Origin of the sequence: Rhodoferax sp. OV413 (assembly GCF_900104385.1) — a bacterium.
GTDB lineage: Bacteria > Pseudomonadota > Gammaproteobacteria > Burkholderiales > Burkholderiaceae_C > Rhodoferax_B.
This window is the reverse complement of record NZ_FNJA01000005.1, coordinates 153168-167846: the sequence shown is the minus strand read 5'-3', so window position 1 is coordinate 167846 and position 14679 is coordinate 153168. Positions and strand designations below refer to the sequence as shown.

The window sequence follows — 14679 nt, the reverse complement described above, 5'->3', positions numbered from 1 at the left end:
CTTCAATGCTTAAAAACTCACAAGAGAATGGCTACGCAGGTAGTCCAGAACTGCCTGGGCCTTGGAATCGGGTGTGCCGGTCTGGATCACGGTGCCGCCGGTGGACGGCGATTCGATCGCTCCCAGCATGCGCGCATGGCCACTCTGCACGGTCTTGGCTTCCAGCAGCTTGCGGCGCTTGCTGGTTGGTACCAGCTGGCCGGCCGGCGTTGCGGTTGCAGTGCGGGCGACGGCGGTATGGACGATCTGGCCAGTGACGGCATCGGCCAGCGCGTGGCGCAGCGTCAGCGGTGCGGCCGCGCTCACGGCCAGTACCGCCGGGGCCTGTACCCGCAGGCGCCGCCGTGCACCCTTGGGCAGGGCCTGGGTGACGATCCAGGCAGCGCCGTCCGGCTGTACCGCCAGCACATCGGTGACTACTGGGCGCCCCAGCGCGGCGGCCAAGGCATAGGGCAGCACGCCCGTGCCCTGGTCGGCTTCGCTGCGGGTGCCGGTCAGCACCCAGGGCACATCGCGCAGCGCGGGCAGCAAGGCGTCCAGCAGCGATGCATCGCTGGCGCATTGCAGAATCTCCAGCTTGGGCGCACCCAGGGCCAGGTAGTCGCGGGCCACGCTATCGCCCATGCTGCCGGCACTGAGCATGCGCAGCGGCAAGCCCAGTTCCAGGCCCAGGGCGACGGCCGTGGCATCGGCTTTGCAGCGCGTGGCGCGTTGGCTGGTGGGGTGGATGCGCGGGGCAACCAGGACGGTGATCGTGCTCATGCGCCTTCCTTTTGTTTGCGTACCAGGCCGAGCAGGGCTTGCATCAGGGCGGCGCTGTCTTCCACCACGGTCAGGTCGGCGCGGCGCGCGATCGGGGCCGAGGCATCCAGGTTCACCGCAATCACATGGCGGCAGTCCTTGATACCTTGCAAATGCTGTACCGCACCGGAGATGCCTAGCGCCAGGTAGCCGGATGCCGACACGGTCTTGCCGGTGGCACCGATCTGCTGGGCCCGGGCAAAGCGGCCATCGTCCACCGCCACGCGGGACGCGCCTACGGCCGCGCCGACTTCCAGCGCCAGCGAATGGAACAGCGGCAGGTCGGTCACGCCATTGCCGGCGGCAAGGATGAAGTCGGCTTCTTCCAGCGCCAGGGTTTGCGGGTCGCCGGCTTTCAGGCCCAGGTCTTCAATGCCGGCCTCGATGGCGGCAGGCAAGGCGGGTGCGGCTTCGCGCAGGCCCAGGCCGACGAAGGGCAGCTTGGTACTGGCCACGGCCTTGGCCAGCAGCATCACGGGAGCGTGCGGGCGCAGCCAGTCCTGGCGGCTGTTGGCCGGCACGCGCAGTGCGTCGGCTCCCAGCTCGACCACGCCGCAGGCCAGGTCCAGTCCGGCTTGAACGGCAAAGCGGCGGCCCAGCTGGCCGTCGGCGCCGCTGTCGGCAAACAGCCATTGCGTGGGGCTGTAGCGGGTCTGCAGGCCTTGCAGCCAGCGCACACAGGCAGTGGGCTGGTAGCGGCCGGTGTCCAGGTCGTCCAGCACCAGCAGGCGATCCACGCCCAGGGCGGCGGCATCGTCCTGGCAGGCGCCCAGTACCGCCACCAGCACCTCGGTGTCGGCAGCGGCCAGGATGGCGGCGGCGGCAATCGCCTGGCGCGCGCCATCGGTCAGGGCGCCGCGCTCGGCGTGGGTCACCACCAGCGTGGTGCGGCTGAATGGGCCGGCACTACGTACCGGTTTGACCACCGGGCCATGCGACAGGCTGGCCGCCAGCCGCTCGCCCTCGCTGCTGCCCAGCACGATGCGGCGCAGGCCGGCCGGCGTGATGATGGCGGGGCGGCGTGGATCAACACGGCGCACGGGTGTGTGTACGGTCATGCAAGCTCCAGGGCGTGGGCGGTCAGTTCGGCAATGTCCAGCACTTCGGGCCGGGGGCCGACCACGCCTTCCAGCATGGCCGTGCAGTTGGGGCAGGCCACGGCCACGATGCCGGCGCCGGTGCTCTTGGCGTCGGCAATTCGGATGTCCGGGATGCGGGTGCTGCCGGGGATGTCGGTAAACGGCGCACCGCCACCGCCGCCACAGCAGCGGCCACGTTCGCGGCTGCGTTCCATCTCCACCACCTTGATACCTATGCCTTTGAGCACGGCACGTGGCGCATCGACTTCGCGGCCGTAGCGGCCCAGGTAGCAGGGGTCGTGGTAGGTCACGGCTTCCAGGCTGCCGGCACGCGTGGGCTGTAGCTGGCCTTTGGCCAGTAGCTCGGCCAGCAGCTGGGTGTGGTGCCATACGTCGAAGATGCCGCCCATGGCCGGGTATTCGTTCTTCAGCGAATGGAAGATGTGCGGATCGGGGGTCACGATGTGCAGGAAACCGCGGGTCTTCAGGGTGGCGATCAGGCGCTGCGACAGGCGCTGGAAGCCGGCTTCGTCGCCCAGTCGCCGGGCCAGGTCGCCGCAATCGGTTTCGGCTGCGCCCAGCAGGGCGATCTTCAGTCCGGCTTTTTGCAGCGTCTTGATGAAGGCGCGCAGGGTGCGCTGGTAGCGCATGTCGAAGCCGCCTTCGCCCACCAGCACCAGCCAGTCGGTCTGGCCGCCAACATCGAGTAGCGGCACGTTCAGGTCGGCCGCCCAGTGGTGCCGGGCTGTCAGCGGGAAGCCGCCGACGGTATCGGTGTCGCGCAGCTGTTCCAGCGCTTCCATGCCCTTGTTCGGCACCACGCCACCGACCAGTGTCATGTGGCGGCGCATGTCGACGATGGCATCCACGTGCTCGATCAGCATCGGGCATTCCTGCACGCAGGCGCGGCAGGTGGTGCAGGACCACAGCGTGTCGCTGTTGATAAGGCCGTTGACGATGGGCAAATGCGGTGCGCCCGCATGCTCGCCGACCTTCTGGCCGGGATACGGGCTACCGGCGTAGTTGGCATCGCTCTTGGCGCTCATGCCAACCACCAGGTCCTGGATCAGCTTCTTCGGGTTCAGTGGCTGGCCGGCGGCAAAGGCCGGGCAGGCGGCTTCGCACTTGCCGCACTGCACGCAGGCGTCGAAGGACAGCAGCTTGTTCCAGGCGAAATCGGCCGGTTTGCCCACGCCCATGTCGTCGGCGGTCAGAGCCAGGGTTTTGAGCGCGGTGGCGAAGCGTTTGTCGGCGCTGAAGCGCTCGGGGCGTGGATGCAAGCCCAGGTGCAGCAGGCCGGCCACCGCATGTTTCATCGGTCCACCCAGGCCTATGCCGAGTGCCAGCTCGGCGGCGCCAGCAGCAAATGCCAGGCTGATCAGGCCGGCCAGCCAGGGCGCCAGCGCGGTGCCGGTCAAGGCCACTACACCCACCAGGGCCACGGCCAGCGCGAACAGCATCAGCGAATAGGGCAGGCGGCTCCACGGGCCTTGGGACAAGCGCGCTGGGGCTTGGCGGCGCCGTGAGGCCATGGCGATGGAGCCGGCCAGCATCATCAGGCCGGCCAGCAGTAGCACTGCGTCCAGACTGCGCCAGTACAGACCCAGGCCGTAGTTCAGCGCCACCAGCGCTAGCGCCAGGATGGCACCGCCGGCGACGCCGACGTGGGCCCGTGCGACAAACGGCTCGCGCGCCACCACATCGTGCAGGTCAACAAAGTAACGCTTCGGTATTTGTAGCAGCCCGCGCAGGTCAACTGTGCTCGAACGGCCTGTTTTCCATATAAGAGCGCGGCGCGCCAGGCCCCAGGCCAGGCCCAGGACTGCCAGCCAGAAGACCGCGCTTACAAGGTGCTGCAACATCTTAGAAGTCCTTGCACAGACGCAGCGAGTCGTAGATCGCGGCGTGGATGTTGTGCATGGAGACGCAGTCGCCCACGCGGTACAGCAGGAAGTTGCCATTGCCGGTGGTTTGGCTCAAACCAGGCTGCGGCTTGGCGTCGTACAGGGCTTCGATATCGGTCTGGCCTTTGTTCAGCGACAGCGGCTTGAGCTGCCAGTACAGGCCGTCGTTCGGCAGAATGCCGTTCTCGACCACCACCTGGTCCACGGCGCGCTCTTCCAGCGCTTCGGTGTATTCGTTCTTCAGCACGGCGATCAGCTTGTCACCTTCGCGGTAGACCTTTTCCAGCCAGAAGTTGGGCGTCTGGATCACGGCATTGGCATACAGCTGGCGGTAGAAGATTGGGAAGGTGGTGCCACCCACGTCATCGGCCACCTTGACGTCGGGGGTGACGATCTCCACCAGCTTGCCGCGGGCGGCGATGAAGTCGGCCACGCCGGTGCCCGCATGGGTGCTGATGCTGTCGTAGACCAGCACGTTTTCACCCGGTGCCACCGCGCCCGACAGGATGTCCCAACCGCTGACGCACAGGCCCTCGGCTGCGCCCCAGGCCGGCGTCTGGCCGGTGTGCGGCAGTCCGCCGGTGGCCAGCACCACGATGTCGGGCTGCTCGGCCAGGATCATTTCCTGGGTGGCGGCCACGCCCAAACGGCGGTCCACGCCCAGGCGCAGGGTTTCCATATCGAACCAGCGGATGATGCCGGCCATCTGTTCGCGCTTCGGCGGCTTGGCCGCCAGGTTCACCTGGCCACCGACCAAGGCGTTCTTCTCGAACAGCACCACGTCATGGCCGCGCTCGCGCGCCACGCGGGCGGCTTCCAGCCCGGCCGGGCCGCCACCGACCACCACCACCTTGCGGCGCTTGCCGGTGGTCTTCTCGATCACATGCGGCATGGTTTCTTCGCGGCTGGTAGCTGCGTTCTGGATGCAGAGGACATCCAGGCCGTTGTACTGGCGGTCGATGCAGTAGTTGGCGCCGACGCATTGCTTGATCTGGTCCTCCTTGCCGTCGCGGATCTTGATGACCATGTGCGGGTCGGCAATCTGCGCGCGGGTCATGCCCACCATGTCGACCATGCCGGTGGCCAGGATGCGCTCGGCCTGCGATGCATCGCGGATGCTCTGGGCGTGCATCACCGGCACTTTGGAGACAGACTTGATGCCGGCCGCCAGGTGCACAAAAGGTTCGGGCGGCAGCGCCATCGGCGGCATGCAGTTGACCAGGGTGTTGTGGGTGTCGGCACCGGAGCCGACCACACTGAGGAAGTCGATCAGGCCGCTCTCGCTCATGGCCTGGGCGATTTCCTTCGCCATTTCGTGGCTGATGCCGTCTTCATGGAATTCGTCGCCGCACATGCGCATGCCGACGCAGAAGTCGGCGCCGACCTGCTCGCGCACAGCCTGCAGCACTTCCATGCCGAAGCGCAGGCGGTTCTCCAGGCTGCCGCCGTATTCGTCGGTTCGGCGGTTGACGCGCGGGCTCCAGAACTGGTCGATCAGCTGCTGGTGGGCTGCGGAGATTTCGATGCCGTCCAGGCCCGCATCCTTCACCCGCTTGGCGGCACGGCCGTAGTCGGCCACGATGCGGCGGATTTCTTCGATTTCAATCGTCTTGGCGTTGCCACGGTGCACCGGCTCGCGGATGCCGGAGGGGCTGACCAGGTGTGGCCAGTCAAAGCCATGCCAGGCATTGCGCCGGCCCATGTGGGTGGCCTGGATCATCAGCTTGGCGCCATGCTTGTGCATGGTTTCCGCCAGCGTCGCCAGCGGCTCAATCACTTTGTTGGTGGCCAAGTTCACTGAACTCCACCACGACCAGGGGCTGTCGCGCGATACCGGGCTAGAGCCGCCGCAAATCGCCAGGCCCACGCCGCCCTTGGCCTTTTCTTCGTAATAGCGGATGTAGCGCTCGGTCGGGTTGCCGCCTTCGGCATACACCTCGGCATGCGCAGTGCTGACGATGCGGTTGCGCAGCAGAACCTGGTTCAGGCGGATGGGCTCAAACAAATGCGGGTAGCGCATGGCGGATCTCTAGAGGGGGCTGACGGTGAAAACGCAGTGGCTATGGCCTTCTGCTGCACATTGGGTCTCGACGCTGGTGGTGCGCACGGCCGAGCCGCTGGTTTCCAGCACCCAGTCCATCGCACCCGAGAACCAGCCGGCGAACAGGTAGCAGACCTTGCTGTGGTCCACCGGCACGCCGGCAATGCCTTGCGCCAGCACGAACACCGAGTGCTCCAGCTTGACCTGGGCGTGGCCGGTGGTGGCGTCGGCCTCGACGAAGGAGAACAGGCCCCAGCCGCGTTGCGACAGGCGTTTCAGGTAGTGCTCGTACACCGCCATGCCGCTCAGGCCATGGGTGGCGGCTTCTTGCTGGCACCAGAAGTAGGCCGAGCGGTGGCCAGCCTTGTACAGCGCCGGCGCATACACCTCCCGACCCACCACGGCCTCGGTTTCAACATGGTTGTTGACGAAGAAGTGGCGCGGCACGTAGATCATCGGCAGGCCGTCGGTGGTCCAGACGCCGGTGTCGGCGTTCACTTCAATGGGGAGTTGGGGATTCATGGGGGATCTCTTTGTAGGGATAGGGAAATGCGCAACCGTGGGCTTACTGGATCTGTTCCGACTTGACCACCACCCAGTTGCGGTCCGCCGTCACGGGCAGGCCTTGGGCCTTCTGGGCTTCGGCATTCTTCTTTTGCATGGCCTGGATCTGCACCAGGTATTTGTCTTTGCGGTTCACCCAGACGCGCAGGCCGCCACGCTCTACATCGGTACCGCGGAACAGCATGGGGCCGTCGCTCACCGGCGTGTCGCCCGCCACCAGAATCGGCTTCTTCCATTCGTCGATGTAGGTGTGGATCGCGGCTTGTTTGCCCTCGAACCAGGTCATCGGTGCCCACAGCGCGGGTGTCAATTCATGGTCCAGCAAGACTGCGGGGTCGTACTTCTTGGCGGCTATCAATTTGCGCGCATTGGTGAGTTCGCCGGTCTTGCGGTCTTTCAGCTGCAGGCCGACGCCAATCACGTTCTGCGGCTTGATGTTGTAGCCATTCTTCGGGTCGGCCAGCACCATGCGGACCAGCTCTTCGCTGGCGGCGCTCACCACATAGACCTCGATACCGTTCTCCATCAGCTTGTTGTAGAGCTCTTGCATGCCGGTATAGAACTTCGGCGGCTTGACGGCGATGGTCTTCAGCGCCGTGCCTTCGTAATAGGTCGCGGGGATGGGTTGGCCCGCAGCCAGCATTTCGTCGACCCAGCCCTTGAGCTCGCGCAGGGTGTAGCCCGAAAACACCTGGGCTACCCAGGGGTAGCAGACCTGGTCGTCAATCTCGCACAGGCGGTAGTAATAGCTGTTCAGGCTTTCCTTGTGGCCGTCAATGTCCTTGAAAGGAATCAGCTTCAAAGCTGGGTCGAGCTTGTCGCGGCTCAGAATGCCCTTCATTTCCAGAAATGGCAGCAAGGACTCTTCAAGATCGTTGTTGTAGGTGGTGTTGTCGGCGTCAAACACCGCAAACGCGCCCTTGTTGGCATTAGCCTGGATCAGGTTCTCCAGCTGTGTCGCAGCCTCGGGCGGCCAATGTTTCAACGCTGTCTGGGCCTGGGCGGAAAACGCCAGGCCCAGACTGAGCGCCCAAGGCGCCAGCCATTGGAAAGAAATTGTCTGCTTCAACATTGCGACACAGCCTTTGCTATTTACTATCTAAACGTGGATTCAGTCGGGGGCTCAGGCGAGCCAGCCAGCAACACGGGCAGGGTTGTCTGCAATCCATTTTTCGGCCGCGGCATCGGGCTTGGCCCCACCTTCGACGGCCAGCATCACGGCACCGATTTCTTCAGGCTTCCACGACAGCTTTTTCAGGAAGGCGACAACCGTAGGCGCCTTGGTGTTCAGGCCGGGGTTGATCACGCTATCCACATGCTCTTCGGCGCCGTAGATGTTCTTCGGGTCGGCCAGGAAGCGCAGCTTGTACTTGGCAAACATCCAGTGCGGGATCCAGCCGGTGACGGCGATGGATTTGTTGGCGCGGTAGGCGCGGTCGAGCTCGGCGGCCATGGCTGGGCCGGAGCTGGGCTGCAGGCGCATTTCCAGGCCGTAGGCTTTGATGGCTTCTTCGGTCTTCTTCATCACGCCGGCGCCGGCGTCGATACCGACGATGCGGTTGTCAAAGTCGGCGCGGTGGCTGTTCAGGTCGGCCAGGCTGGTGGCCTTGACGTACTCGGGCACGATCAGGCCGATCTTGGCGCCAGGGTAGTTGGCACCCAGGATCTGTACCTTGTCCTTGAAGTTGGCCAGGTAGGCTTCATGCGTGACGGGCAGCCAGGCCGACAGGGTGGCGTCGATGTCGCCACGCGCCACGCCCTGCCACATGATGCCGGCAGCCAGCGGCACCAGCTCCACATTCATGCCCAGCTTACTGCGGATGATGGCGGCCGCCAGGTTGGTGGTGGCGACGCTGTCCGACCAGCCATCGACAAAGCCGATCTTGATGGTGGGCTTGGCTTGGGCGAAGGCAGCGCCGCCGGACATGGCCAATGCGGACAGGCTCAAAGTCTGTGTGAGGAACTCACGACGTTTGCGGGGGGTGAACGAAACGGTCATAGCAGCTAACTCCTGGTTGTGGAAGGGGACGAGAGGGACGGGGAAATCGGTAGTTGGCGGGTCTTAGGTACCCCAGACCTGGTCGAAGAATTTCATCCAGTTGGCACCCAGCACCTTGGTGATCCGGCCATCGGACCAGCCAGATTGCTGCATCGTGGTCGTCAGGTTGGGGAAGTCGCCAATGGTGCGAATGCCTTCGGGATTGATCACCTCACCGAAGTTGGTCAGGCGGCGCCAGCGGCCTTTGTCATGCGTCAGCATGTCGAAGAACTCATGGCCGTGGCCTTGGGTGAAGTCAGAGCCCAAGCCCACGCAGTCTTCGCCCACAATGTTGATGACGTAGTCGATGGCCTCGACGTAGTCGTGCACGGTCGATTCATTGCCGCGCTTGAGGAAGGGCGAGAACATGGTCACGCCGATGAAGCCGCCGTGGTCGGCGATGAACTTCAGCTCTGCATCACTCTTGTTGCGCGGGTGGTCCTTCAGGCCCAGGGGCAGGCAATGGGTGTAAGCCACGGGCTTGGTGGATGCCAGGATCGCTTCTTCAGAGGTCTTGCTGCCCACGTGCGACAGGTCGACCATGATGCCCACGCGGTTCATTTCTGCGATGACCTCGCGGCCGTAGCCGGACAGTCCGCCATCGCGCTCATAGCAGCCGGTGCCCACGAGGTTCTGCGTGTTGTAGCAAAGCTGAACCACGCGCACACCCATGTCGTGGAAGGCCTCGATGTAGCCGAGGTTGTCCTCAAAGGCATGGGCGTTCTGGAAGCCCAGGACGATGCCGGTTTTGCCATCGGCCTTCGCCTGGACGATGTCCGCCGTGTTGCGTGCCAGGGTCACGAGGTCGCTGTTGTCGCGGATCAGCTGTTTCAGCTGGGCGATGTTGTCGACCGTCTTGGGGAAGTCCTCCCACACGGAGACGGTGCAGTTGGCGGCGGCCAAACCGCCTTTCTTCATGTCTTCAAATACGCTGCGGTCCAGCTTGGCGATGATGAGGCCGTCGATGACGATGGAGTCTTGGTGCAGGGTGCTCATGGTGCGTGTCCTTTATGCGTACAGAGGGAAACGGGCAGTCAGGGCTTTGACGCGTGCGTAAACCGATGCCTCCACGGCCGGGTCGCCGGCGGGGTTGGTTTTCAGGCTGTTGAAGACTTCCAGCATCAGGCGGCCGACTTCTTCAAACTCGGCCACGCCGAAACCGCGTGTGGTGCCTGCTGCTGTGCCCACGCGGATGCCCGAAGTGATGGTGGGCTTCTCGTCATCGAACGGGATGCCGTTCTTGTTGCAGGTGATGCCGGCCCGTTCCAGCGCCACTTCGGTGGTGTTGCCCTTCAGGCCCAGTGGGCGCAGATCCACCAGCAGCAGGTGGTTGTCGGTACCGCCGGTCACCAGGTCCAGGCCACCGACCTTGAGCACCGCGCCCAGGGCCTTGGCGTTGGCCACCACCTGCTGGGTGTAGGCCTTGAAGCTGGGTTGCAGCGCCTCGCCAAAAGCCACGGCCTTGGCAGCGATGACGTGCATCAGTGGACCGCCTTGCGAACCGGGGAACACTGCGGAGTTGACCTTCTTGGCGATCTCGGCGTCATTCGTCAGGATCACGCCACCGCGCGGGCCGCGCAGCGTCTTGTGGGTGGTGGAGGTGGTCACATGCGCATGCGGTACCGGGCTGGGGTAGACGCCGGTGGCGACCAGGCCAGCGACGTGGGCCATGTCCACCATCAGCAGTGCGCCGACCTTGTCGGCAATCGCACGGAAGCGCGCCCAGTCGATGGTGCGCGGGTAGGCTGAGAAGCCGGCGATGATCAGCTTGGGCTTGTGCTCTACCGCCAGCGCTTCGACTTCGTCATAGTCAATCAGCGAGTCTTCGCGGCGCACACCGTACTGCACGGCCTTGAACCATTTGCCCGACAGCGCAGGCTTGGCTCCGTGCGTCAGGTGGCCGCCGGCCGACAGCGACATGCCCAGCACCGTGTCGCCGGGCTGTACCAGGGCCAGCATCACGGCCGTGTTGGCCTGCGCGCCGGAGTGCGGTTGCACATTGGCGAACTCGCAGCCGAACAGCTTGCACAGGCGCTCGATTGCCAGGGCTTCGACCACGTCCACATGTTCGCAGCCACCGTAGTAACGCTTGCCGGGGTAGCCCTCGGCGTACTTGTTGGTCAGTACTGAGCCCTGGGCTTCAAGTACCGCCTTGGAGACGATGTTTTCCGAGGCGATCAGTTCGATCTGCTCGCGCTGGCGCTGCAGTTCATGGTCCATCGCAGTATTGACGGCGGGGTCGGCCTGGGCTACGCCCACAGAGAAGAATGCTTCAGTTTGCATGGCGACGCTCTTTCAAACAATTTCAAACAAGGGGGTGAATACCGGGTCGGCGCATTGCGCCGGGCTGGTGATGCACAGGTGGTAGGGCAGGGCAGTGCGTTCCAGCAGGCGCCAGGTGTAGTCGGCAAAGCTGCGGCGGAACACCAGCACCACGCCGGCTTCGTCGGTGCGCGCCACGGTGAAACCGGTCTTGGAGGCCACGGTGCTGGCGCAGCGGCCGACAGCCAGGCTCTCGTAGTCGTAGGGGCCGAGCTGGCGCAGCAGCAGCATGTGGTCGGGGCCGCTGATGCGCAGCGCGGTCAGGCCGCCGCTGTTGTCCACCACCTGGGCGAACACATCCTGCAGCGCGCCGGTCAGGCTGGCCAGCAGGCTGTCGCGCATGGAGCGCTTGCACACCAGCAGCCATTCATCGGGCGATACCCACAGCACCACGCCAGAGGCGGTGCTTAGCACCGTCATCGGCTGGGTCGGCAGAGGCTGGCCGATTACGCCGGCCACGGCCTGCATGAATACGCTGTCGTCGGCTTTGCCGCGCAGCACGATGTAGCCCATATGGGGCAGCTCGCTCATCACCACCCGATTGCGGGCCGTGGGGGCGGCCACGCGGGCCGGCAGGCCAAAAGCGTGCAGAGGGGATTCCAGCATCGCGTTCAGTGCGTTAGACATTTTGACGGTCACCTTTCACATCCACAAACACACTGCCGCCTACCTTGACCGGTGTCACCTTGCCGTGGGCATGCACGTACAGGGTTTGCTCCTTGCGCTGCAGGCCGCCAGCGACCACCGCCATGGCGATGGAGCGGCCCAGGAAGGCGCTGTGGTAGCTGGAGGTCACATGGCCGAGCATCTGGTTGCTGGTGCCGACGGTGGCGCTTTCCATGATTTGCGCGCCTTCGATCAGCACGCTATTCGGGTCTTCTGGCAACAGGCCAACCAGTTGCTTGCGGCCTTCGCGGGCCGTGTCGCTACGGGCCAGCGAGCGCTTACCCAGGAAGCTGAACGGTTTCTTCATGCCGACAGCCCAGGCCATGTCCAGATCCAGCGGGCTCATCGAGCCATCGGTGTCCTGGCCGACGATGATGAAGCCCTTCTCGGCCCGTAACACGTGCATGGTTTCAGTGCCATAGGGCGTGATATCGAAATCGGCACCGGCGGCCATTACGGCCTCCCACAATGCGTGGCCGTAGCCGGATTCGACGTTCAGCTCGTATGACAGTTCACCCGAGAAGCTGATGCGGAACACCCGGGCCGGCAGGCCGTTGACGGTGCCAGCGCGCCAGTCCATAAACTTGAAGTTCTCGGGCGACAGATCGATGTCCGGGCACAGCTTGGCCAGCACCGCGCGGGATTTGGGTCCCACCAGGGCGATGGTCGACCAGTGGTCGGTGACCGAAGTCATCCACACCTTCAGCTCTGGCCATTCGGTCTGGTGCCAGCGCTCCAGCCAGTTCAGCACGCGGGCTGCACCGCCGGTGGTAGTGGTCATGTAGAACTGGTTTTGCTGGATGCAGGCGGTCACGCCATCGTCCATCACCATGCCGTTTTCGTCCAGCATCAGGCCGTAGCGGCATTTGCCGACCGCCAATTGCGTCCACGCGTTGGCGTAGATGCGGTTCAGGAATTCGCGTGCATCCGGGCCGTCGATCTGGATCTTGCCCAGCGTCGATGCATCCATTACCGCCACGCCATTGCGGGCAGCCAGGCATTCGCGGTTGACGGCGGCATGCAGGTCTTCACCGGGCTTGGCGAAGTACCAGGGCCGCTGCCATTGGCCGACCGGTTCCAGCGCCGCGCCGCGCGCCACATGGGAGGCGTGGATCGCGCTGTAGCGGCTCGGATCGAACAGCTCTTCGCTCATGGTGCCGGCCAGTGCGCCCAGGCTCACCGGGGTATAGGCCGGGCGGTAGGTGGTGGTGCCGACCTCGTTCACCGGGCGCTTCAGCGCACGCGCGGTGATGACGAAGCCGTTCACATTGGACAGCTTGCCCTGGTCGGTGCCGAAGCCCAACGCGGTGTAGCGTTTGACGTGCTCGATCGAGTGGTAGTTCTCGCGCACGGCCAGCTCAATGTCGGCCGCGCTGACGTCGTTCTGGTAATCCACAAAAGCCTTGGCGCCCGCGCCTTCTTGTTTGCCGTCGGGCAGGCGGAACATCGGTCGTGCCGGCAGGCGCTTGGGCTGGATGCAGGCCGGTGTGTGCAGCGATTCGCGCTTGCCGCAAGCGGCCAGCACCTGTTGCATGGCGTGGGTGGTCTGTGCCAGCGCATCTGCCAGTTCGAACGCGCCAGTGACTGCACCAACGCAGGCCACGCCCTTGCGGCCGGTGCGGGGCACCACAAACGCGGCGACGGCCTCATCCCACTGCGGGCGGCTGCCGTCGTGGCAGAACAAATGCACGGTGGGCGAGAGGCCGCCCGAGCTCAGCACCACATCGCAGGCGATGGAGGTTCCGTTGCCGGCAACTTCGTCCCGCGTGGCATGCAAAGGTACCAGGCGTACGCCCTTGACTTCGCTGCCGCCGGTGGCTTCGGCAATGCCGTGGCCGGCCAGCACGGTGTAGCTGCTGTTGCGGGCCACAGCGCCATGGCGCACATCGGCGACCGTGACGGTGGCGCCGGCCTTGGCCAGGCCTTCGGCGCAGTCGTGGACCAGGTCGCTGGTGCCGCAGATGACCACACGCTGGCCAACCCGCACGCCGTAGCGGTGCAGAAAGGTTTGGCCGGCCGAGACCGTCATCACGCCCGGCAGGTCGTTGTTGCCGAACACCAGCGGGCGTTCGATGGCGCCGGTAGCTAAAACTACGTGGTGGGCGCGTATCTTGTGCATGCGGTGGCGTGGCAAATGTGCTTGGCGCTGTTCGGGTGCGATATGGTCCTGCACCAGTTCCACGGCCTGCACCAGGTTTTGCTCGTACATGCCGAAAGCGGTGGTGCGGGTCAACACCGTCACATGCGGCATCTCGGCCAGGGTGGTGTGCACCGAGCGGATGTAGGCATCGCTGTTGCGGCCATCGATCTGTGCATGCGGGTCGGACAGCAGCCAGCCGCCCAGCTCGTTTTGCTCGTCCAGCAGCAGGGTCTTGAGTCCGGCGCGGCCGGCTTGCAGCGCAGCCAGCAGGCCACAGGCGCCGCCGCCGACCACCAGCACGTCCACATGGTGGTGCAGGTGGTCGTAGTTCTCGGGATCGGGCTCGGTGGGCGCATCGCCAAAGCCGGCGAACTTGCGGATCACGGTTTCATACAGCGGCCAGAGTTTTTGCGGCCATTTGAAGGTTTTGCTGTAGAAGCCAGCCGGCATGAAGCGCGAGCCCTGGCCCAGCACCGATTTCAAGTCGAAGTCGAGCGATGGCCAGCCCGAGGTGGAGCGGGCGCTGAGGCCGTCGTACAGCTCGGCCTGCGTGGCCTTGACGTTGGGCGTGGTCAGCGCGCCGACACCCAGCTGCACCAGTGCATTCGGTTCTTCCGCACCGGCGCCGATGATGCCGCGGGGCCGGCCGTACTTGAAGCTGCGCGCCATGCGGCGCACACCGTGGGCCAGCAGGGCCGAGGCCAGCGTGTCGCCGGGGTGGCCGGTGTAGTCGCGGCCGTCGAATGTGAACTTGACGGTGCGCGTGCTGTCGATGCGCGTGCCGGTCTGGGGTACCCGTGTGCCGCTCATGCTGCTTGCTCCTTGGCCATGTCGGCCAGAAACAAGGCCTTGCCTTCGGCCAGGGTCCAGGTGCCGGCGATTTCGTAGGTGGCGGTGTTGCGCTTCACGGCAAACACCTTGCGGCAGGCCGCGGTGTGCTGCCATTGCTCCCAGAACCAACCCTTGGTGTTGCGGCGCATGAACACGTAGTCGCCCCAGGTGGCGTCGTCTACAGCTTCGGGCTGGGCCGGGCGGGGGATATAGGCTTCACCGGCGTTGCTGAACTCTTCTTCGTCCCGCGTTTCGCCGCAGTGGGGGCAGTGCAATAAAAACATAGTCGTCTA

12 protein-coding genes are annotated in these 14679 nt (G+C 64.8%); all 12 read right to left on the bottom strand.

Going from position 1 to position 14679, the window contains the following annotated elements; genetic code table 11:
- Positions 1–9: 9 nt before the first annotated feature.
- Positions 10–762: an adenine nucleotide alpha hydrolase family protein gene (locus tag BLT66_RS17575; protein ID WP_092759493.1), complete on the bottom strand. Its 753-nt coding sequence runs from the start codon at positions 760–762 to the stop codon at positions 10–12.
- On the bottom strand, positions 759–1859 hold the full coding sequence (locus BLT66_RS17570; RefSeq protein ID WP_092759491.1) for an FAD-binding protein: 1101 nt from the start codon (positions 1857–1859) through the stop codon (positions 759–761). Before BLT66_RS17570 ends, BLT66_RS17575 begins: the two co-directional genes overlap by 4 nt.
- Positions 1856–3742 (bottom strand): (Fe-S)-binding protein, encoded by a 1887-nt coding sequence (locus tag BLT66_RS17565; protein WP_092759489.1) that lies wholly within the window; start codon positions 3740–3742, stop codon positions 1856–1858. Before BLT66_RS17565 ends, BLT66_RS17570 begins: the two co-directional genes overlap by 4 nt.
- 1 nt (position 3743) lies before the next feature.
- Positions 3744–5804 carry an NADH:flavin oxidoreductase gene (locus tag BLT66_RS17560; RefSeq protein ID WP_092759487.1) on the bottom strand — a complete coding sequence of 687 codons (2061 nt, stop codon included), beginning with the start codon at positions 5802–5804 and terminating at the stop codon, positions 3744–3746.
- A gap of 9 nt (positions 5805–5813) precedes the next feature.
- The gene (locus BLT66_RS17555) at positions 5814–6347 is read right to left on the bottom strand and encodes a DUF5943 domain-containing protein (RefSeq protein ID WP_092759485.1); all 534 of its coding nucleotides are present in this window, start codon (positions 6345–6347) and stop codon (positions 5814–5816) included.
- Positions 6348–6390: 43 nt separating this feature from the next.
- Entirely contained in the window at positions 6391–7461 is a 1071-nt protein-coding gene (locus BLT66_RS17550; protein ID WP_092759483.1) for an HAD family hydrolase, read from the bottom strand.
- 51 nt (positions 7462–7512) lie between these two features.
- Positions 7513–8388, bottom strand: coding sequence for a glycine betaine ABC transporter substrate-binding protein (locus tag BLT66_RS17545; protein WP_092759481.1), 876 nt, complete (start codon positions 8386–8388; stop codon positions 7513–7515).
- A gap of 63 nt (positions 8389–8451) precedes the next feature.
- A complete protein-coding gene (locus tag BLT66_RS17540; protein WP_092759479.1) occupies positions 8452–9423 on the bottom strand; it encodes a dipeptidase in 972 nt (323 codons plus the stop codon).
- A gap of 12 nt (positions 9424–9435) precedes the next feature.
- Positions 9436–10710 carry a serine hydroxymethyltransferase gene (gene glyA / locus BLT66_RS17535; protein WP_092759477.1) on the bottom strand — a complete coding sequence of 425 codons (1275 nt, stop codon included), beginning with the start codon at positions 10708–10710 and terminating at the stop codon, positions 9436–9438.
- A gap of 12 nt (positions 10711–10722) precedes the next feature.
- Positions 10723–11376 (bottom strand): sarcosine oxidase subunit gamma, encoded by a 654-nt coding sequence (locus BLT66_RS17530; protein ID WP_092759475.1) that lies wholly within the window; start codon positions 11374–11376, stop codon positions 10723–10725.
- Positions 11369–14365, bottom strand: a complete 2997-nt coding sequence (locus BLT66_RS17525; protein ID WP_092759473.1) for a sarcosine oxidase subunit alpha family protein — start codon at positions 14363–14365, stop codon at positions 11369–11371. Before BLT66_RS17525 ends, BLT66_RS17530 begins: the two co-directional genes overlap by 8 nt.
- On the bottom strand, positions 14362–14670 hold the full coding sequence (locus tag BLT66_RS17520; RefSeq protein ID WP_092759471.1) for a sarcosine oxidase subunit delta: 309 nt from the start codon (positions 14668–14670) through the stop codon (positions 14362–14364). The genes BLT66_RS17525 and BLT66_RS17520 overlap by 4 nt, the downstream gene beginning before the upstream one ends.
- Positions 14671–14679 lie beyond the last annotated feature (9 nt).